This is a genomic window from Cryptosporangium japonicum (assembly GCF_039524755.1).
Lineage (GTDB): Bacteria > Actinomycetota > Actinomycetes > Mycobacteriales > Cryptosporangiaceae > Cryptosporangium > Cryptosporangium japonicum.
Genome location: NZ_BAAAGX010000014.1, coordinates 140,623 through 158,508 on the forward strand (window position 1 = coordinate 140,623; position 17,886 = coordinate 158,508).

18 protein-coding genes and 1 pseudogene are annotated in these 17,886 nt (G+C 73.1%); 8 read left to right on the forward strand and 11 right to left on the reverse strand.

Annotated features, from left to right (window positions below; genetic code table 11):
- Window positions 1–450 (reverse strand): annotated as a pseudogene (locus ABD437_RS17405) (MFS transporter); the annotation flags it as partial.
- A gap of 91 nt (window positions 451–541) precedes the next feature.
- Between ABD437_RS17405 and ABD437_RS17410 the strand changes: the two are divergent.
- Window positions 542–1,054, forward strand: coding sequence for an Lrp/AsnC family transcriptional regulator (locus tag ABD437_RS17410; protein ID WP_344649888.1), 513 nt, complete (start codon window positions 542–544; stop codon window positions 1,052–1,054).
- On the opposite strand, the gene ABD437_RS17415 is transcribed toward ABD437_RS17410, so the two are convergent.
- Window positions 1,047–2,342: a metallophosphoesterase gene (locus tag ABD437_RS17415; protein WP_344649889.1), complete on the reverse strand. Its 1,296-nt coding sequence runs from the start codon at window positions 2,340–2,342 to the stop codon at window positions 1,047–1,049. The two genes, ABD437_RS17410 and ABD437_RS17415, sit on opposite strands and share 8 nt — an antisense overlap.
- 71 nt (window positions 2,343–2,413) lie before the next feature.
- Between ABD437_RS17415 and ABD437_RS17420 the strand changes: the two genes are divergently transcribed.
- A complete protein-coding gene (locus ABD437_RS17420) occupies window positions 2,414–2,593 on the forward strand; it encodes an antitoxin (RefSeq protein WP_344649890.1) in 180 nt (59 codons plus the stop codon).
- Between the two features lie 51 nt (window positions 2,594–2,644).
- Here the strand turns inward: ABD437_RS17420 and ABD437_RS17425 are convergent, their stop codons facing one another.
- Window positions 2,645–3,826: a serine hydrolase domain-containing protein gene (locus ABD437_RS17425; protein ID WP_344649891.1), complete on the reverse strand. Its 1,182-nt coding sequence runs from the start codon at window positions 3,824–3,826 to the stop codon at window positions 2,645–2,647.
- 134 nt (window positions 3,827–3,960) lie between these two features.
- Between ABD437_RS17425 and ABD437_RS17430 the strand changes: the two genes are divergently transcribed.
- Both ABD437_RS17430 and ABD437_RS17435 read left to right on the forward strand, forming a co-directional pair.
- Window positions 3,961–5,067, forward strand: coding sequence for a sensor histidine kinase (locus ABD437_RS17430; RefSeq protein ID WP_344649892.1), 1,107 nt, complete (start codon window positions 3,961–3,963; stop codon window positions 5,065–5,067).
- Complete coding sequence (locus tag ABD437_RS17435) at window positions 5,064–5,759, forward strand: response regulator (RefSeq protein WP_344649893.1); 696 nt, start codon at window positions 5,064–5,066, stop codon at window positions 5,757–5,759. The genes ABD437_RS17430 and ABD437_RS17435 overlap by 4 nt, the downstream gene beginning before the upstream one ends.
- Here the strand turns inward: ABD437_RS17435 and ABD437_RS17440 are convergent.
- The 4 genes from ABD437_RS17440 to ABD437_RS17455 form a co-directional block, all read right to left on the reverse strand.
- Window positions 5,736–6,578, reverse strand: a complete 843-nt coding sequence (locus tag ABD437_RS17440; protein WP_344649894.1) for an alpha/beta fold hydrolase — start codon at window positions 6,576–6,578, stop codon at window positions 5,736–5,738. The two genes, ABD437_RS17435 and ABD437_RS17440, sit on opposite strands and share 24 nt — an antisense overlap.
- 39 nt (window positions 6,579–6,617) lie before the next feature.
- Entirely contained in the window at window positions 6,618–6,923 is a 306-nt protein-coding gene (locus tag ABD437_RS17445; RefSeq protein ID WP_344649895.1) for a hypothetical protein, read from the reverse strand.
- Between the two features lie 20 nt (window positions 6,924–6,943).
- Entirely contained in the window at window positions 6,944–7,453 is a 510-nt protein-coding gene (locus ABD437_RS17450) for a hypothetical protein (RefSeq protein WP_344649896.1), read from the reverse strand.
- Between the two features lie 129 nt (window positions 7,454–7,582).
- Window positions 7,583–8,401, reverse strand: a complete 819-nt coding sequence (locus tag ABD437_RS17455; RefSeq protein WP_344649897.1) for a helix-turn-helix domain-containing protein — start codon at window positions 8,399–8,401, stop codon at window positions 7,583–7,585.
- Window positions 8,402–8,504: 103 nt separating this feature from the next.
- Between ABD437_RS17455 and ABD437_RS17460 the strand changes: the two genes are divergently transcribed.
- Window positions 8,505–9,272, forward strand: a complete 768-nt coding sequence (locus ABD437_RS17460) for an SDR family oxidoreductase (protein WP_344649898.1) — start codon at window positions 8,505–8,507, stop codon at window positions 9,270–9,272.
- A gap of 3 nt (window positions 9,273–9,275) precedes the next feature.
- On the opposite strand, the gene ABD437_RS17465 is transcribed toward ABD437_RS17460, so the two are convergent.
- Window positions 9,276–11,519, reverse strand: a complete 2,244-nt coding sequence (locus tag ABD437_RS17465; RefSeq protein WP_344649899.1) for a WD40 repeat domain-containing serine/threonine protein kinase — start codon at window positions 11,517–11,519, stop codon at window positions 9,276–9,278.
- A gap of 4 nt (window positions 11,520–11,523) precedes the next feature.
- Window positions 11,524–12,216, reverse strand: coding sequence for a hypothetical protein (locus tag ABD437_RS17470; RefSeq protein WP_344649900.1), 693 nt, complete (start codon window positions 12,214–12,216; stop codon window positions 11,524–11,526).
- A 93-nt stretch (window positions 12,217–12,309) separates the two neighbouring features.
- On the opposite strand from ABD437_RS17470, the gene ABD437_RS17475 reads away from it, so the two are divergent.
- Window positions 12,310–14,142, forward strand: a complete 1,833-nt coding sequence (locus ABD437_RS17475; protein WP_344650166.1) for an ABC transporter ATP-binding protein — start codon at window positions 12,310–12,312, stop codon at window positions 14,140–14,142.
- Window positions 14,143–14,153: 11 nt separating this feature from the next.
- On the opposite strand, the gene ABD437_RS17480 is transcribed toward ABD437_RS17475, so the two are convergent.
- On the reverse strand, window positions 14,154–14,603 hold the full coding sequence (locus ABD437_RS17480; protein ID WP_344649901.1) for a response regulator transcription factor: 450 nt from the start codon (window positions 14,601–14,603) through the stop codon (window positions 14,154–14,156).
- A gap of 155 nt (window positions 14,604–14,758) precedes the next feature.
- Here ABD437_RS17480 and ABD437_RS17485 point away from each other — a divergent pair, with 155 nt between their 5' ends.
- A complete protein-coding gene (locus ABD437_RS17485; RefSeq protein WP_344649902.1) occupies window positions 14,759–16,327 on the forward strand; it encodes a hybrid sensor histidine kinase/response regulator in 1,569 nt (522 codons plus the stop codon).
- On the opposite strand, the gene ABD437_RS17490 is transcribed toward ABD437_RS17485, so the two are convergent.
- Window positions 16,293–17,510, reverse strand: a complete 1,218-nt coding sequence (locus tag ABD437_RS17490) for a GAF domain-containing sensor histidine kinase (RefSeq protein WP_344649903.1) — start codon at window positions 17,508–17,510, stop codon at window positions 16,293–16,295. The two genes, ABD437_RS17485 and ABD437_RS17490, sit on opposite strands and share 35 nt — an antisense overlap.
- Before the next feature lie 82 nt (window positions 17,511–17,592).
- Between ABD437_RS17490 and ABD437_RS17495 the strand changes: the two genes are divergently transcribed.
- A complete protein-coding gene (locus tag ABD437_RS17495; RefSeq protein ID WP_344649904.1) occupies window positions 17,593–17,877 on the forward strand; it encodes a hypothetical protein in 285 nt (94 codons plus the stop codon).
- Window positions 17,878–17,886 lie beyond the last annotated feature (9 nt).

The following is a 17,886-nucleotide window of genomic DNA, read 5'->3' on the forward strand; positions in this document are numbered from 1 at the left end:
GGCCGCCGGCGCCAACAGGTTCGGGCCGACGACCGCCCCCACCGCGACCGCCGCCATCACCCCCGCGACCGCCCGCGCCGCCGCCCCGGAGCCGACCGCCGCGTATCGGCTCAGCGCCACCGCCGCCGCCCCGAACCCCGACCCGAAGCTCCCCACCACCACGAGCGCGACACCGCCCCGCACATCCCCGGTGAACGCCGCCGCCCCGACCAGCGCCACACACCCCAGCGCACCCACGAGCGCACCCCACGCCAACCCCGCACCGCGCCCTCTCGCCACCGACCACCGCGCGATCAGCGGCGCCGCCCCGGCCGCGCCGAGTACCTGGGCGGTCTGCGGCAGCCCGGCCGCGACACCCCCGGCGAGCGCGTCGGCGAGCAGCGTCGCCGCGACCCCCACCACGGTCTGGGCCAGACCACCGAGCGCCGCCGCGATCCACAGTCGAGTCATGCCGGAAACGGTAGGAACAACGCCGACCACCGACCATGGCCGTCAAAGGGGTGTCTGGCGCGTGCGCCTTCCGTTCGCCAGGCTCGCAACCGTGTCTACTTTCCGGACGGAATACACCCTGGACGACGTCGACTGGCGCATCCTCGACGAACTGCAGCAGGACGGCCGCCTCTCGTTCAACGAACTCGGACGCCGCATCCACCTGTCCTCGCCCGCCGTGGCCGAGCGGGTGCGCCGGCTCCAGGACACCGGCGTCATCACCGGCTACCGCGCGATCGTCGACCCGCCGAAAGCCGGCTACGACATCACGGCGTTCATCCAGTTGCGTTGCGCGCTGGGCAGCTGCCTGCTTCGCACGAGCCGGGCCGAGGACTACCCGGAGATCGTCGAGGTGCACAAGCTCAGCGGCGCGCACTGCACGATCCTGAAGCTGCGCGCGACGACGCTGCTGCACCTCGAGGGCGTCATCGAACAGCTCGGCCGGCACGGCGAGCTGACCACGCACGTCGTGCTCTCGACCCAGCACCAGAACTCCGTGGTGACGCGCCCGACGAGCGGGGCGGAGCGCCCGGTCACCCCCGCCGACGGGTGGACGATCAGCTGAGCACAGCGGTCAGGGCCGCGCGGGCACCGGGGCCGGGCCGGTCCGCGTCGAGCTCGCGGCCCAGCACCTCGGCCAGGCGCGGCACGACGTTCGGCAGCACGGCGAGCGTGCGCACGGCGTCGTCCGAGGTGGTGAACGCGTTGGGCATGCGGCACCAGTTCCACCAGACGTCGTCGGCCCACGCCGACCGGGGATCGGCGATCTCCGCGAGCGCGTGCCGCAGGCGGGTGAGCTCGCCGGGCCGCAGCCGCACCACGGCGAGCCGGTCGTCGGGGTCACCGAAGAGCCGGTACACGTCGAGGCGGGTGACGGGGCCGGCCGGCAGCGCGGCGACGGCACCGTCGAGCGCGCCCTGCGTGGTGTGGGCGCTGGCCGGGACCAGCCCGGCGTCCGCGCCGGTCGCGTCGCGGAACGCCGCGGCGAGCAGGTCGGGCAGGTAGTGCCGCGCGCCGGTGCGCGACAGCCAGGTGTGCCTGCTCTCGCCGATCGCGTCGTCGGCGAACGGTTCCCACCCACCGGGCTCGGGCGGTACCCGGAACAGACCACGGACCACCGGCTTCCGGCCGACGTCGGGCAGGTCGACGACGAGCACGGCGGACGCGAAGATCGGGGCGTGTCCGGCGGGGGTGCCGGAGAGCGTGCCGATCCAGCCGGCCGGGGTGTGACCACCGACGATCAGGTCGACGTCGCCGGCCCACGCGGCCGTGGTGCGGGCGAGGCGGGTGGTGCGCCGGCTGCCCGGCCACCAGTCGACGCCGTCGTGGAGCAGGACGACGACCCGGTCGGCGCCGTTCGCGCGCAGCTGCCCGGCGATCCCGGTCACCGGATCCGGCCCGGTGGGTGCCGGTGCGGGCGCGAAACGGTGCGTGGCCGGGTGGGTGAGCCCGATGACGCCCAGCGCGCCGGCGGCGGTGTCGAGCAGCGCGGAGCCGGGCAGGCCGACGTCGACGTTCGCGCAGAGCAGCGGGAACCCGAGCTGGGCGGCGGCCGAGCGCAGCGCCGGCACCCCGTCGTCGAACTCGTGGTTCCCGGCCGCGGCGGCCGCGATCGGCAGCGCGCCGACCTCCGCCCAGGGCCGGCGGCCCAGCAGCGCCGCGGTGGGGCCGACCGCGAGGTCACCGGCGTCCAGCCAGATCGCCGGGCCCCGTTCGGCGGCCAGCAGCGACGCGACCCCGGCGCAGGTTCCGGCGGTGCCGAAGCTCGTGCGCACCGGCGTGAACGCCGCCCCCAGGTCCGTCGTGGCGAGGATCCGGAGCGCGGTCCCGGGCAGTGGGGGCGGCAGTGGCATCCACCGGTGCTACCCCCGGAGACACAATGGATGCGGCGTTTGACGGACGGTGCGCCGGGCACCCGGCGTCCATGAGTTTCATGGACAAGGCGAAAGACTTCGCCGACAAGCATGACAAGCAGGTCGACCAGGGTCTCGAGAAGGCCGGCGACCAGGTCGACGAGCGCACCGGCAACAAGCACTCGTCACAGATCGACAAGGGCGTCGACGCCGCCCAGCAGCACACCGGGGCCGGCGACACCCAGCCGTAGGCCCCGGCGGCGCTCCGGGGGCCGGGAGGGCCTCCGGAGCGCCGCGCTGTCCTACTTCGCGCAGATCCCGTCCTGGATCAGCTTCACCGCGACGTCCTGCGTCAGCTTCGGCGCGCCGGGCAGCGGCTTCAGCGAGTCGGTGTTGAGCGAGACGATGACGCTCCGCGTGCCCTGCTCGTTGGCGCCGTTACGCGTCTTGAAGCCGAGGATGTCGCCACCGTGGCCCCAGATCAGGCCGCACGGGCTGGTGGCCGACATCAGGCCGAGCCCGTACCGGGCGCCCGGCCAGATCGCCGCGAACGGCTTCGCCTCCACGGTCTTCTTCATCTCGGCCAGCTGCGCCGGCTTCAGCAGCTTGCCGGAGAGCAGCGCCCGCAGGAACCGGTTGCCGTCCGCGGTCGTGCTGATGATCTCGCCGGCGGCGTCACCCCAGGTCGAGCTGAGCTCGGTCGCGTCGATCGCCTCGCCGTACCGCGGGTCCTCCGGGGTCGCACCGGCGCCGGGGAACCGCTCGTACCCGATCGCGTGCGGCTCGGGCACGGTGTGGTCGGTGCCGGGCGACGTGGTGTCTTTCAGCCCCAGCGGCCGGACGATCCGCTCGTTCACCTGGACGCGCCAGTCGTCGCCGGTGACCTTCTTGATCAGCAGGCCGGCGAGCACGAAGTTCGTGTTCGAGTACTGCCAGTTCGTGCCCGGCGCGAACAGCGGCTTCTGCTTGGTGCCCAGCGCGACCAGCTGCTCGGCGGTGAAGTCACGCACCCGGCCCTTCTCGAACGCCTCCCGGTCGGCCAGGAACGCGAACTCCGGGGCCGCGAGGTAGTCGGCCAGGCCGCTGGTGTGCTGCAGGAGCTGCCGGACGGTGATGTTCTTCCCGTTCGGAACCGTCCCCGGCAGGTACTTCTCGATCGGGGCGTCGAGCTTGACCTTGCCCTCACCGACCAGCTGCAGCACGGTCGTCGCGACGAACGTCTTGGTGAAGCTGCCGATCCGGAACTTCGCGTTCCACGGCACAGGCTCCTTCGTCGCGGTGTTACCGAACCCGGCGCGCACGGTGGTGCTGCCGTGCGTCGTCGACAGCTGGGCGAGCACCCCCGGCGAGCCCTGCTTCAGGATCGCGTTGGCGTCCTGCTGGAGCGTCGTGCGCACGTCGGGCTTCGGGGTCGCGGTGGCCGCACCGGCCGTCGCACCCAGTAACGCAGCCGACGCGGCGGCCAGAACAAAAAGTCGTTTCATGCCGACAAACGCTAGAGACGTCGTAGCGCTGAGTCATCGCCCCAGAACGGCATCTGCGCTACCCCACTGGGGGTAGGGCAGGACCCTCCGCGCGGGCGAGGCGGATTGTCGGTGGCCCTCTCTACGGTTGACCCGTGCGGGGAAACAGCAGGGCGATCGTGGTCGACGCGGTGCTGGCCGCCGTCCTCACGGCGGTGACGGTCAGCAGCACCGCGTACCAGCGGCCGGATGCCGACGTGCTCACGATCGCGCTGGTGCTCCTCACCTCGGCGCCGATCGTGTTACGGCAGGTCGCACCGGTCGCCACGCTGGGTGTCGTGCTCGCCGCGCAGCTCGCGCTGGCGGTGCTCGTGGGCAACAGCTACCCCGAGGGTGGGTTCGCGGTCCTGATCGCCACGTTCACCGTGGCCACGCAGTGTTCCCGGCGCGTCGTCCTGCTGACGTTCGGCGCGACGTTCGCGGTCGTCGTCGGCACCGTCATCGCGATGGCCGGGCACTCCATCCCCACCCCGGTCCTCTGGTCCGAGCTGCTGAAAGGGCTGCTGGGCATCGTCGTCGCCGGCGTGCTGGGGGAGAGCGTGAAGCGCCGGACGGAGTACACCGAGCGCCTGGCCGCGCGGGCCGAGCGGGCCGCCGCCGACGAGCGGGTCCGCATCGCCCGTGAGCTGCACGACGTCGTCGCGCACCACATGTCGGTGATCTCGCTGCAGGCCGGGGTGTCGCGCTACCTGCTCGACACCGACCGGCCCGCGGCACGCACCGCGCTGGCCACGGTCGAGGAGGCCAGCCACGAGGCGCTCAGCGAGCTGCGCCGGCTGCTCGAGGTGCTGCGGCCCGCCGACGCGCCGGGCGCGGACTACGAACCGCAGCCGGGGCTGGCGTCGCTGGAGGGGCTGGTCGAACGCACCCGGGCCGCCGGTGTCCCGGTCGAGGTGGCGGTCAGCGGCGAGGTCCGCCCGCTCCCGCCGGGGCCCGATCTGTGCGCGTACCGGGTGGTGCAGGAGTCGCTGACCAACGTCATCAAACACGCCGGCCCGGCCGCCGTCCGCATCGTGGTGGACTACGGCGAGCACACCCTCACCCTGCGGGTGCTCGACGACGGGGCCCGGCCGGCCGGGGACGGGCCACCGGGCTACGGCATCCGGGGCATGCGTGAACGCACCGAGCTCTACGGTGGTGTGCTCACCGCGGGGCCCCGCGACGAGGGAGGCTTCGGCGTGACGGCACGCTTACCGCTATGACGATCCGCATCCTGATCGCCGACGATCAGGCACTCATCCGCGGCGGCCTGGTGGCGCTGTTCAACGCGGCACCCGGCATCGACGTGGTGGGCGAGGCCGCCGACGGCGCGCAGGCGGTCGAACTGGCCGTCGAGACGCGTCCCGATCTGGTGCTGATGGACATCCGGATGCCGGTGCTCGACGGCATCGGCGCCACCCGGCAGATCCTCTCCGGGGCCGTCCAGCCGCCGCCGCGCGTCGTCGTGCTCACCACGTTCGACGTGGACGAGTACGTGTACGCCGCGCTCGGCGAGGGCGCGGCCGGGTTCCTGCTCAAGGACACGCCACCCGAGCGCATCCTCGCGGCCGTGCACACGATCATGGCCGGCGATCTGCTGCTCACGCCGCACATCACGCAGCGGCTGATCGAGAACTCGTCACGGCACCACCGGGTGTCGGTGGTCGAACAGCCGCAGCTGGAGTCGCTCACCGCGCGTGAGCTCGAGGTGCTGCGGCTGGTCGGGATGGGGCTGTCCAACACCCAGATCGCCGGGCGGCTGGTGCTCAGCGAGGCCACCGTGAAGACGCACGTCAAACACGTGATGGGGAAGCTGGGCCTGAACAGCCGCGCCCAGGCCGTCGTCGTCGCGTACGAGACGGGACTCGTCGTGCCGGGCGCGGCCGCGCGATCAGGCCTTCACGAACTCCAGTAGCGCGGTGTTGACCTCGTCGGCGTGCGTCCACAGCAGCCCGTGGGGCGCGCCGTCGATCTCGACGTACCGGGCGTCCGGCACCAGCTTCGCGAACCGGCGCGCGGTGGCGTCGATCGGGAGGATGCGGTCACCGGTGCCGTGCAGGATCAGCGTCGGCTTGGCGGCGTTCTTCACGGCCTCGACGTCGGCGCGGAAGTCCTCCAGCCACGACGGCACCACCGCGTAGGCGGCCACCGGCGCGCTCTGCGTCGCGGTGTTCCAGCTCGCCCGGACGGCCTCCTCGGAGATGCGCTTCCCGAGCGTCTCGTCCAGGTTGTAGAAGTCGGTGTAGAACTGGGTGAACCAGGCGAAGCGGTCGTTGGTCGCCGCGGCCTTGATGCCCTCGAAGACGTCGCCGGGAACGCCCTCGGCGTTGTCGTCGGTCTGCAGCAGGAACGGCTCCAGCGACGCGAGGAACGCGAGCTTCGCGACCCGGTCGGCGCCGTGGTTCTTGACGTAGCGGGCCAGCTCGCCGGTGCCCATCGAGAAGCCGACGAGGATGACGTCGCGCAGGTCGAGGTGCGTGAGCACGGTGTCGAGGTCAGCCGCGAACGTGTCGTAGTCGTAGCCGCCGGCGGCGTGCGTCGAGCCGCCGAAACCGCGGCGGTCGTACGTGAGGACGCGGTAGCCGGCCTCGAGCAGAACCTTCGTTTGCTTCTCCCAGCTGTTGCCGTCGAGCGGGTAGCCGTGGATGAGCAGGACAGGCTGTCCGGAGCCCTGGTCGGTGTAGTGGAGCTGGATTTCCGTCGAGTTCTGTGTGCCAACCGTGATTCGACTCATGACGCCAGCTTTATCGAGCAAGTGCGGTGCCGCAAGGGCTCAGCGCAGACCCAGTTCGCGCCCGATGGTCGTCGGCTGAAACACGAAGTACTCCTCGTGGTTACGGACGATGTTGTTCAGGTGACTGAAGAGCTCGAAGGTGACGCTGCCGACCAGCTGGGTCCAGGCCATGAGGATGCGCGCGAGCTGCGGATCGGACAGCTCCGGCCCGACGAGCCGGCGCAGCGCGTCGAAGTCCTCGTGCACCGGGCCCGGCACGGGGACGTCGGTCCCGATCGTGCACCGGTTGACCCGGGCCGGTCCGAGCGTGGCCGGCTCGCGGATCCTGCGGGTCCGCGTCCGCACGAGCGGGCAGTCGGGTGCGGTTACGCCAGGCTGGACCAACCGAGCCAGACGCCGTTGGCGCCCCCGGTCGCCTGCACGGTCAGCGACTGGGTCAGGGTGCGCCCGAAACACACGATCCAGGAGTTCGCCGCCATCGCTGCCGTCAGACACTCCCACCGTCCGAGCGACCGGATGAACGGAACCTGCAGCTCGGTCGCCACTTCGACCAGGTAGTAGCTCGACCGGTCGTTCCGCACGATCACCGCCGCCTGGACGGCGCCCCCGCCGGGTGACCTGATCGCGCACACCTGGGCGCCGACCCCGCTCTCCACCGTGCGGGTGGCGCCGCATGCCCACGTCGACGTGCTGGACGTGATCGGATTGGTGTTGCCGTACACCCGCCAGGTCCCGTACTCGGTCGCGGCCGCGGTAGCCGGCGTCGCGGCGAACAGCACGGCCCCGGCCACCGCGACGACGACCGCGAGCAGCGCCACCGCCCTCCGCGGACGTCGGTACGGCGCCGTCGGACGGACCCGCTTCGTGAGCATCATCGTCAGCCTCCCCGTGCAGCACCTCGGGCCACCCTCCACTGTGTAGCACCGGCCGCGCTCGCGCCCACCGTTCGCGAAGGTTCGACGACGGGACCGCTACCGGGCGGGCCACCGCCGTGGGGACCGGCGCTAGCGGGTCGCGGCCAGGGAGCCGAGGAGCGCCACCGCGTCCGCGTCGGGGGAGCCGGGGGCGGCCTGGTAGACCACGAGCTCCTGGCCGGCGGTGCCCCGGACGTCGAAGATCTGCGTACGCAGGGTCAGCTCCCCGACCTCGGGGTGGTGGAACGTCTTCACCTCGGGCGCCTTGCCCCGGGCGTCGTGGCGCGCCCAGAGGTCGCGGAACTCCGCGCTCGCCGCGAGCAGCTCACGCAGCACGGCGGTGATCCGCGGATCGTCGGGGGAGCGGCCGAACCGCATCCGGAACCCGGCGACGGTGTTCGCCGCGACCGCCGGCCAGTCGGCGTAGAACTCGCGGGCGTGCGGGTCGGTGAACACCAGCAGGATCAGGTTGCGCGTGAACGAGAACCCGCCGAACAGCGCCTCGGCGATCGGGTTCGCGGCCAGCACGTCGTACGCCCGCCCGTACACGAGCGCGGGGTTGTTCGGCCACGCGCTCATCAGCTGCACCAGCCCCTCGTCCACCCGCTCGGCGCCGTGCGGGCCGCGGTCGCGCGGGGCGAGGCCGGCCAGGCGGAACAGGTGCGAGCGGGCGTCGTCGTCGAGGCGGAGCGCGGCGCTCAGCGCGTCCAGCAGCGACGCCGACGGCGTGCGTTCACGGCCCTGCTCCAGACGGACGTAGTAGTCGACGCTCATGCCGGTGAGCTGCGCGACCTCCTCGCGGCGCAACCCGGGCACGCGGCGCGGGCCGGCGTCGGGCAGGCCGAGCTCGGCCGGGCGCACGGCGGCGCGCCGGCTGCGGAGGAAGTTCCCGAGCGGCGTAGCGGTCATGGCCCGAGCGTAGGCGCGCCGGCCCGGTCCGTGCCTGGGTGCGCTGCTCCCAGGGAGCGGTGTGTCTCTCCCCGGTGCCCGGCGGCCGACCGAGGGTGGAGGCATGACTACTTCGAAGGTCGTTCTCGTCACCGGCGCCAGCAGCGGGATCGGCGCCGCGGTCGTGCGCCGCCTCGCCGCCGACGGTCACCACGTCGTCGCCGCCGCCCGCCGCCGGACCCGCCTCGACGCGCTGGCCGCCGAAGCCGCCGAGGCCGCCGGAGCCGCCGGAGCCGCCGGAGCGCGGGAAGGCACCGGCTCGGTGGAGGTCGCCGAGCTCGACGTCGCCGACCGCGCCGCGGTCACCGCACTCGTCGATCGGATACGGACCGACCACGGCCGGCTCGACGTCCTGGTGGCCAACGCCGGGGTCATGCTGCTCTCGCGCCTCGACGCCGGGCTCGTCGACGAATGGGACCGGATGCTCGACGTCAACGTCCGTGGCCTGCTCAACGGCATCGCCGCCGCCCTCCCGGCCTTCCGCGACCAGGGCGCGGGGCACCTCGTCAGCATCGCGTCGGTCGGCGCGCACGAGGTCGTGCCGACCTCCGCGGTCTACTCGGCCACCAAGCACGCCGTCTGGGCGATCACCGAGGGCCTGCGCCAGGAGGCCGACCCCGGCATCCGGGTCTCGACGATCTCGCCCGGGGTGGTGGAGTCCGAACTCGCCGAGCACATCACCGACCCGCACGCCCAGGCCGCGATGCGCACATACCGGGCGGCGTCGATCCCGCCGGAGGCGATCGCGGCCACCGTCGCGTTCGCGATCGACCAGCCGGACGACGTCGACGTCAACGAGGTGATCGTGCGCCCCACCCGGCAGCGGCCGTAGCGCTCAGCTCAGTTTCCAGATGGTGATCCGGCCGCCGGGGGTGTTGACCGCCACCTGGGTTCCGTCCGGGCTGAAGCCGGCCGCGCCGTCGGCGTCGGCGAGCGTCACCGGGTCGCCGAGCTGCTCGCCGGTGGCGGTGCTCCACCAGCGCAGCGTGCCGCCGTTGCTGGTCACCAGCGCGGTGCCGCCGGCGGTGAAGCCGAAGAAGGTCCGCTCGCCGTCCGGGCCACCGTTGATCGCCGGGATCGTGGCGCCCCGCTGGGAGCCGGTGGCGGCGTCCCACAGCGACACGTCCCCGCTCTGGTCGGTGGACGCGAGCACGGTGCCGTCCGGGCTGAACTTCACGTCGGCGGCGAACCGGCTCGGGATCGCGGCGATCAGCGCGTGGGCGCGGCGGTCCCAGAGCCGGATCTCGTCGCTGTTGCCGGAGGCGATCCGTTCCCCGCGCGGATCGACCGCGATCGCGAGGATCCCGTCGCCCTGCGTGCCCACCGGGGTCACCGAGCCGTCCGACGGGCGGTCCCAGACCTGGCCCAGCCAGTCGCCCAGCACGACGTCGCGTCCCGCGGAGTACGGCGCGAGCGAGGTCACGTCGTCCACGCCACGCAGCGGGGTGGTGCTGCTCATCCGGCCGGTGGCGGCGTCGTACCGGCGGAGCGCGCCTTTCTGGCCGGTGATCACCGCGGTTCCGTCGGCGCTGAAGATCGCCGAGCGGATCGTCAGCCGGTCGGCGGCCAGCCGGACGGGCTCGGTCCGCCCGCGTGTCCAGACCTTCGTCACGCCGTACTGGTCGGTCTCGATCAGCTTCGTCGTGTCGGCGCTGAACGCGAGCGTGTCGACGCTGCGCGTGCCGGACTCGAAGCTGGTGACGACCGTCGTGCGGGTCGGCACGGTCACCGGAACGGCCGGTGAGGCGGTCGAGACCGCGGCGGGTGACGCGGCCGGTGACGCGGTCGAGGACACGGCCGCGGTCTCCGGCCCGTCGCCGCCGCGCCGGAGCGCCGCGCCGGCCACACCCGCCACCACCAGAACGGCCATGGCGACGCCGGCCGCGAGCACGACCGCACCGCGCCGACCTCGTCGCCGGTCCCGCCGCTCCGCACCACCGTCGCCGGGGCCACCATCGCCGGGGCGACCCGCGTCGGCGACACCGGCGCTCGGCCACGCGGACCCGTCGCCCGGCCACGCGGCGCTGCCGTTCGAGCCGGCGGTGCCCGGCGGGCGGCGGGACCCGGTGGAGGCGAGCGGCACCGCCCCGCCCCCGGTGGGGCCGAGCGGCACCGTCCCGCCCCCGGTGGGGCCGAGCGGCACCGTCCCGCCCCCGGTGGGGCCGAGCGGCACCGTCGCCGCGTCGTCCGGAGCCGACCGGATCACGCCCGCGTCGATCCGCATCGGAACACCCGACCGGCTCATCCACTCCGGCCCGAGATCCCGGTCCGCGGCCCGGAGCAGCTCACGGGCGAACTCCCGCGCCGACGCGGGACGCTCCGCCGGATCCTTCGCCAGCGCACGCAACACGACCCCGGCCAGCGTGGGCGGCACGTCCTCCAGCGGACGCGGCGGCACCGACAGGTGGTGGTGCAGCAGCCCGGGCACGGTCAGCTCGCGCGGGAACACCGACCGCCCGGCCAGCAGCTCGTACAGCGTGGCGCCGAGCGCGTAGACGTCGGACGCCGGCCCCACCCGCTGCCCGCTGATCTGCTCCGGTGCGACGTAACGCGGCGTGCCGACCATCATCCCGCTCGCCGTCGCGTCCGACCCGGCGAACAGCTTCGCGATCCCGAAGTCGCCGACCTTGATCAGACCGTCGGTGGTGAACAGCAGGTTCGCCGGCTTGATGTCCCGGTGCACGACCCCGCGCCGGTGTGCGGTCTCCAGCCCGTCGGCGACCGCGACCGTCCACGCCGTCGCCTTCTCCGGCGGCACCGGCCCGCCCATCCGGTCACCGAGCGTGCCACCGGCCATGTACTCCATCACCAGCAGCAGCAACGGCCCGGCCTCGGCGTACTCGTGCACCCGCACGAGGTGGGGGTGGTCCAGCGCGGTCATCACCCTGGCCTCGGTGAGGAACCGCTGGGAGGCCACCGCGACGTCCTGGTCGACGACGAGCATCGCCTTGACCGCGCGCATCGAGGAGAGCCGGCGGTGCCGGACGGCGAACACCAGGCCGTGCGCGCCGCGTCCGAGCGGTTCACCGATCTCGTACTGCGGTAAGGCGGCCGCGATCCGGGGCCGGTCGATCATCATGACGTCAACGCTTCCGTAGTCTCTGCCACAGCGAAGGGCGCGGGCCGGCCGGCATGCGTGGGGCCCGCCGCCGGGACGGGTCGATCTCCGCCGGACGGGCACACAGCGAGGGATGCACCCACGGCCCGCCGGTCCGGAGCAGGCCCCCGGCGACGTCCACGCCGTCGACGTCGCGCGCGACCTCCCGCCGGTAGTCGGGCCCGAACCAGCACCAGACCGGCGGCTCGGGCGGCAGGCCCAGCCACTCGCCGCGCGGAGCGAGGTAGGGCTCGCCGGGCGAGGGCGCGGGCCCCCAGAGCGTGCCCCGGTCCAGGGTCAGCCCTCGCTCGATCGACGCCGACACATACGTCATACCGGGGTGTACGAGCGCGAGCGCGAACGCGTTCACGCGTTCGTCGTCGGCCGGGAGTTCGGCTTGGAGCGTGTGCACGGACGTCGGCCCGCCGCGGGCGGTGAGCGAGGCGTGGTGCACGGGGGGAGAACCGACCAGGAAGAACAGGTCGGGGGCACGTCCGAACGCCTCGACGAAGCCGTCGGTACCGCGTCCGCGCAGCGGCTCGACGTCGCCGTAGCGGCGGGGCATCGCCTCCGGCAGGTGCTCGGCCGCCGCCCGCAGCCACCGCTCGGCGATGGTGCCCGACTGCGCCGGCCGCTCGTACCAGCGCACGAGCACGGTGTCGACCGTCCGCTCCGCCACCCGGCCAGCTTAAAGTGAGTGAATCCGCCGGTTCGCGCGGGCGTGCGGCACCGTGGAATCGTGAGCGAGCCCGTACTGCCGGAACTGCGCACGATGTGGTGGGAGAGCGGCAACCGCGCCCGCGCCGAGATCGGCGCGTTCACGCTCATCGCCGGCCTGCCCGGCCTGGTCGGGCAGGCGTTGCGGGTGAGCTGGCGCGCCGACCGCGTCCGCACGTCGGTCATCGCGGTGTCCGCGTTGCTCAGCGGCGCGATGGCGACCTTCGGGCTGCTCGCCACCCAGCAGGTGCTGATCGAGCTGTTCGCCGCCGGCCCCACGCCCGACCGGCTCCGCGCCGCGTTCCCGGCGCTCACCGCGCTGGCCGTCGCCACCGCGATCCGCTCGCTGCTCACCGTCGCCACCGGTTACGCCCAGAACAGCCTCACGCCCCGGGTCAACCACGCGGTCGAGCAGCGGCTCTTCGCGGTCACCACCGCGGTGCCCCTGGAGGCTTTCGACGAGGACGCGTTCGCCGACGACATGGAGCGCGCCACCCGCAACTCCGACGCGGTGATCCTGCTCGTGCAGGCCTCGTTCGACCTGCTCGCCAGCGCGATCGGCATCGTCGCGGTCGGCGTCGCGGTCGTGGTGATCCACCCGCTGCTGCTGCTCGCGCTGATCGTGGCCACCGCGCCGCGGCTCTGGGCGTCGCTGCACGCCGGCCGGGTCCGCTACCTCACCTACGTCGCGAGTTCGGTGCGCCACCGGCGGCTGCGCCTGCTGCACGACCTGATGGCCGAGCGCGACTCCGCGCCCGAACTGCGTGCCTACCGGCTGCGCCGGTTCCTGCTGGAGCAGCACGACCAGGTGATGGGCGCCGAGACGAAGATCCAGATCGACCTGTCCCGGCGGATCAGCACGACGATGACGATCGGCTCGTTCGTCGGCGGGCTGGCCACCGCGGCCGTCTACGTCCTGCTCGGCCTGCTGCTGCTCGACGGGCAGATCCCGCTCTCGGCCGCCGCGACCTGCGTCGTCGCGTTGCAGGCGGCGCAGCGCACGCTGACCTCGAGCATCTACCAGATCGACCGCGTCTACGCCGAGGGCCAGCACTTCCGCGACTACGTCGTGTTCCTCGACCGGGCCGAGGAACACCTGCCGGACGACGCGTCGGCGCCGGCTCCCGGTCCGCTCTCCGTCCTCCGGGTCGACGCCGTGAGCCTACGGTATCCGGGCCGCGAACAGCCGGCCCTCGACGCCGTCGACCTGACCATCGAGGCCGGTCAGACCGTCGCGTTCGTCGGCGAGAACGGCTCCGGCAAGTCGACGTTGGCGGCGCTGATCGCCGGGCTGCGGAGGCCGAGTTCCGGGGCGGTCCGGTGGAACGGCGAGCCCTGGCCGGGCCACAACCCGCGGATCGCCGTCGTCACCCAGAGTTTCTACAAGTGGCCGTTCACGGCGGCGGCGAACATCCATCTCGGCCAGGTCGAGCGCGACCCCGAGCAGGAGCGGCTCGAGGAGGCCGCGCGGCGGGCGGCGGCGCACGACATGATCGCGGCGCTGCCGTTCGGCTACCGCACGCTGCTCGACCGGACGTTCGCCGACGGCCAGGACCTGTCCGGCGGCCAGTGGCAGCGGATCACCGCGGCGCGCGGCTTCTACTCGTCGGCCGACCTGCTGATCATGGACGAGCCCTCGTCGGCGCTCGACCCACGGGCCGAGGACGCGCTGTTCCAGGCCATCCGCGACCGCCAGGGCGTGACGACGACGATCCTGATCACCCATCGGCTCGCGAACGTCCGCCACGCCGACCGCATCTACGTGCTGCACGAGGGCCGGCTGGTGGAGACCGGCACCCACGACGACCTGGTGCGTGCCGGCGGTCGCTACGCCGACCTGTTCACCCTCCAGGCCGCCGGCTACCGCTCCGCCGGCGGGGCGGGGTGACGCGCGCTTCCCTAGCCGATGCCCGACGGCAGCGAGAACGGGTGCACCGTGTTGTCGAGCATCCCGCGTACGTGCTCGGCCAGCATCGCCGGGCTCAACGGCTTCGCCAGGAACCCGGTCGCGCCCGCCTGCCGCCCCTGGGCGACGTTCGTCTCGGTGGGCGCCGCGCTCAGCAGCAGGACCGGGGTCGAGCTGGTGGCTTCACCGCGGCGCAGCTGCTGGCAGACCCGGAACCCGGATTCGCCCGGCATCACGATGTCGAGCACGACCAGGTCAGGGCGCAGCTCGGCCGCGGCGGCCAGCCCTTCCCGGCCGTTCGTCGCGATGACGACGTCGAACCCGGAACGCACCAGCGCGCGCTGGAACATCGCGAGGAGGTCGGGCTCGTCCTCGATCACGAGCACCAGCGACGTCGTCCGGTCCGCCCGGGCGGCGGTGACCGGTGCGTCGAGTGAGTTCACGGGAATCCTCCGGCGACTGGGTGCGGCGTACAGGGGCAAAGATCGGCGCGCGGCCGAGCCCCGAAAGGTGAAATTCGGGAGCGGGACGGGAGCCGATTGCCTCAGGTCGGGCGCCGCGAGGTCGAACAGGCGGACGTGAGCGGGGGTGTTCCGGCATGTCGGTAGCGGCACCGGCCGAGCGATTCCGGTGGCTGCTGGACGCGACGGCGATGGCGATCGTCGGTGTCGACGACACCGGCCACATCATCATGACCAACCGGCAGGCCGACCGCCTGTTCGGGTATCCCCCGGACGCGCTGGTCGGCCACCCGATCGAGGTGCTGGTGCCCGAGGCCGTCGAACGGGCCCACATCGCGTACCGCAACCAGTACCTGCTCGACCCCCGGACCCGGCCGATGGGGCACGGTCTGAAGCTGAGCGCGCGACGCCAGGACGGCACCGAGTTCCCGGCGGAGATCTCGCTCGCCGCGTTGGAGACCGACGACGGCATCCTGGTCGCGGCGACCGTGCACGACATCACCGAGCGCGTCGCCGCGGAACGCGACCGCGAGCGGATGCAGGCCGAGCTGGACCGGTCCCGTCGCCTGGAGAGCATCGGGCAGCTCGCCGCCGGCATCGCCCACGACTTCAACAACACGCTCGGGATCATGTTCGGGCAGGTCGAGGTCCTCCTCGACGACATGGACGAGTTGCCGTCGCTGGACACCCCGGACGCACGCGCCGAGCTGCGCGCCGGTCTGTCGCGCATCCAGGAGGCCGGCAAACGCGCGGCTCAGCTCACCCAGGGGCTGCTCGCCTTCGGTCAGCGTCAGGTGCTGCACGCCGAACCGGTGGAGCTGGACCAGATCGCCACCGAGGCGGCACGCATGCTCTCGCACAGCCTGGGTGGCCGCGTCACGCTCACCACCGAGCTGAACACGACCGGCCGCCGGGTGCTGGCCGACCGCGGCAAACTCGAGCAGGTCCTGTTCAACCTGGTCATCAACGCCCGCGACGCGATGCCGCAGGGCGGACGGATCACGGTCAGCACCGAGTCGGTCCCGCTGACCGACGAGGACGCGCACACCGTCGGGTTGCCGCCGGGGCCGTACCTGTCGCTGCGGGTGCGCGACACCGGCACCGGCATCCCGGTGGAGATCGCCGAGCGCGTGTTCGAGCCGTTCTTCACCACCAAGTCCGAGGGGCAGGGCACCGGCCTCGGGCTGGCCACCGTCCACGGCACCGTGCAGCAGGCCGGTGGCACCGTGCTGCTGGACTCCCGGGTCGGGGAGGGCACGGTCTTCACGATCCTGCTGCCCGCCCTCAAGCCCCGCCCGGCCCCGCCGCCACCGACGCCGAACGCGCCCGAGGACCTGTCCGCGCGCCGGGCCGCCTACCGGATCCTGGTCCTCGACGACGAGGTCGAGCTGCGTGACCTCGCCGCCCAGCTGCTGCGCCGCAGCGGCTACCAGGCCCTGATCGCCACGTCCGGCGAGGACGCGGTCGAACAGGCCCGCACCACCGACGTCGACGTGCTGCTCACCGACGTCTCGATGCCGGGCATGTCCGGCCCGCAGACCGCCGACGCGGTCCGCGCCGTCCGGCCCTCGGTGCAGGTGGTCTACATGTCCGGCTACGCCCGGGCGCTGGCCACCGGTGAGGACGTCGTCTTCATCGAGAAGCCGATCACCAAGGCGTCCCTGCTCAAGCTCATCGACGGGGTCGTCGGGATCCGTCCGGCCTAGCCGCGGTGAGCACGATCACGGCTGTCGTGCTCGCATCGGACGAGGTCAAATGCAGTTCGCCGCCGTGCGCGCCGACCAGCTGCCTGGCCAGCGGCAGACCCAGTCCGACGCCGGGCACGGCCTGCTCGCGCGCGTACCGGCCCCGGTAGAAGCGGTCGAAGACGTGCGGCAACTCGTCCGGCGGGACACCGACGCCGTCGTCGGTGACGGTGACGGTCGCGACCGGGCCACCGTGGACGTCGACGGTGACGTGGCCGCCGGGCGGGGTGAACAGCACGCCGTTGCGCACGAGCTGCTCGACGGCGCGGGTGAGCAGGGCGGCGTCGGCCTCCAGCGGCACCGGCTCGCCGCCGCCGATCCGCAGCGTCACCCCGTGCTCGTCGGCCAGGGCGGCGCAGGTCCGGGTGGCGGCGTCCGCGATCGCGCGCAGATCCATCGGCGCGGTGGCCACGGGCAGCGACGTCGCCTCCGACCGGGTGCCGGCGATGAGGTGGTTGACCGTCGCGACCAGGCGTTCGCCGTTGCGGTGGATCGGCTCCATGAACTGGGCCGCGAGCTCCGGATCGCCGCTGTCGGCGAGCAGCTCCAGGTAGCCCTGGATGGAGGCGACCGGGGTGCGCAGCTCGTGGGTGATCGACGCGACCAGGTCCTCCTCGCGCTGCTGGGCGCGCGCCAGCTCGTCGCCGAGGTCGGCCAGCCGCAGCCGGCTGCGGAGCAGCGCCAGTTGCCCGGCGGCCTGGCCGGCCAGCGCGGTGAGCTGGTCGAGGAGCCGGTCGGAGGGGTCACGCGGCCGGTCGTCGACCACGCAGACCGCACCCAGGGCGAAACCGTCCTCGTCGACGATCGGCGCGCCGGCGTAGAACCGGATGCGCGGCGCCTCGCGCACGTTGGGGTACTCGGCGAAACGCTCGTCGAGCCGGGCGTCCGGGACGACGAGCAGCTGTTTCGTCGGCAGTGTGTGGACGCAGAACGACACCGAGAGCGGGGTCTGGCGGTCGGCCAGGCCGGTGCTGCCGGCGAACCACTGGCGGTCCCGGTCGATCAGCGACACCGCGGACATCGGCGTCTCGAACAGTGCGGCCGCCAACCCGGTCAGCGCGTCGAGCGCGGCCGGCCGGGGCCGGTCGAGCACCTGGTAACTACGCAAGGCCGCGAGGCGAGCCTCTTCGGCGTCCGGGTCCATGACGTCATATCCTCCTCGCCCCGCGAGGTGCGAAAGGGTGCCGGTCAGGTACAAATCGGGTGCAGTTGGGTAGGTGAAGGCGATGGAGCACACCGAGGACGGGCACTACGTCGTCATCTCCGGCCGGCGGTGGCGGGCCACCGACCCGGCGATCCCCGAGGACGTCGCCGCGCAGCTGCGGCGGGCGCTGATGGCCGCGCGGCGCGAGGTGGGGGTGCTGCTCCGCGCCGAGAAGGACCCGGCGCCCGCGCGGGCCCGCGTGCAGCTGGCGAAGGTGGCGCTCGGCGAGCGAGGGGTGCCCTGGTGGGAGCAGACGCCCGACGAGCGTCGCCGGCGGTGGGAGACGGGTCTGGCCGACCTCACGTGACTGTCGTAC

What these genes read in the sequence shown, in the direction of transcription:
- ABD437_RS17440 (WP_344649894.1), bottom strand. Translation starts at nt 6,578, where the DNA reads ATGAGTCGAATCACGGTTGGCACACAGAACTCGACGGAAATCCAGCTC.
- ABD437_RS17465 (WP_344649899.1), bottom strand. Translation starts at nt 11,519, where the DNA reads ATGATGATCGACCGGCCCCGGATCGCGGCCGCCTTACCGCAGTACGAG.
- ABD437_RS17495 (WP_344649904.1), top strand. Translation starts at nt 17,593, where the DNA reads ATGGAGCACACCGAGGACGGGCACTACGTCGTCATCTCCGGCCGGCGG.
- ABD437_RS17485 (WP_344649902.1), top strand. Translation starts at nt 14,759, where the DNA reads ATGTCGGTAGCGGCACCGGCCGAGCGATTCCGGTGGCTGCTGGACGCG.
- ABD437_RS17490 (WP_344649903.1), bottom strand. Translation starts at nt 17,510, where the DNA reads ATGGACCCGGACGCCGAAGAGGCTCGCCTCGCGGCCTTGCGTAGTTAC.
- ABD437_RS17435 (WP_344649893.1), top strand. Translation starts at nt 5,064, where the DNA reads ATGACGATCCGCATCCTGATCGCCGACGATCAGGCACTCATCCGCGGC.
- ABD437_RS17425 (WP_344649891.1), bottom strand. Translation starts at nt 3,826, where the DNA reads ATGAAACGACTTTTTGTTCTGGCCGCCGCGTCGGCTGCGTTACTGGGT.
- ABD437_RS17450 (WP_344649896.1), bottom strand. Translation starts at nt 7,453, where the DNA reads ATGATGCTCACGAAGCGGGTCCGTCCGACGGCGCCGTACCGACGTCCG.
- ABD437_RS17455 (WP_344649897.1), bottom strand. Translation starts at nt 8,401, where the DNA reads ATGACCGCTACGCCGCTCGGGAACTTCCTCCGCAGCCGGCGCGCCGCC.
- ABD437_RS17415 (WP_344649889.1), bottom strand. Translation starts at nt 2,342, where the DNA reads ATGCCACTGCCGCCCCCACTGCCCGGGACCGCGCTCCGGATCCTCGCC.
- ABD437_RS17460 (WP_344649898.1), top strand. Translation starts at nt 8,505, where the DNA reads ATGACTACTTCGAAGGTCGTTCTCGTCACCGGCGCCAGCAGCGGGATC.
- ABD437_RS17475 (WP_344650166.1), top strand. Translation starts at nt 12,310, where the DNA reads ATGTGGTGGGAGAGCGGCAACCGCGCCCGCGCCGAGATCGGCGCGTTC.
- ABD437_RS17420 (WP_344649890.1), top strand. Translation starts at nt 2,414, where the DNA reads ATGAGTTTCATGGACAAGGCGAAAGACTTCGCCGACAAGCATGACAAG.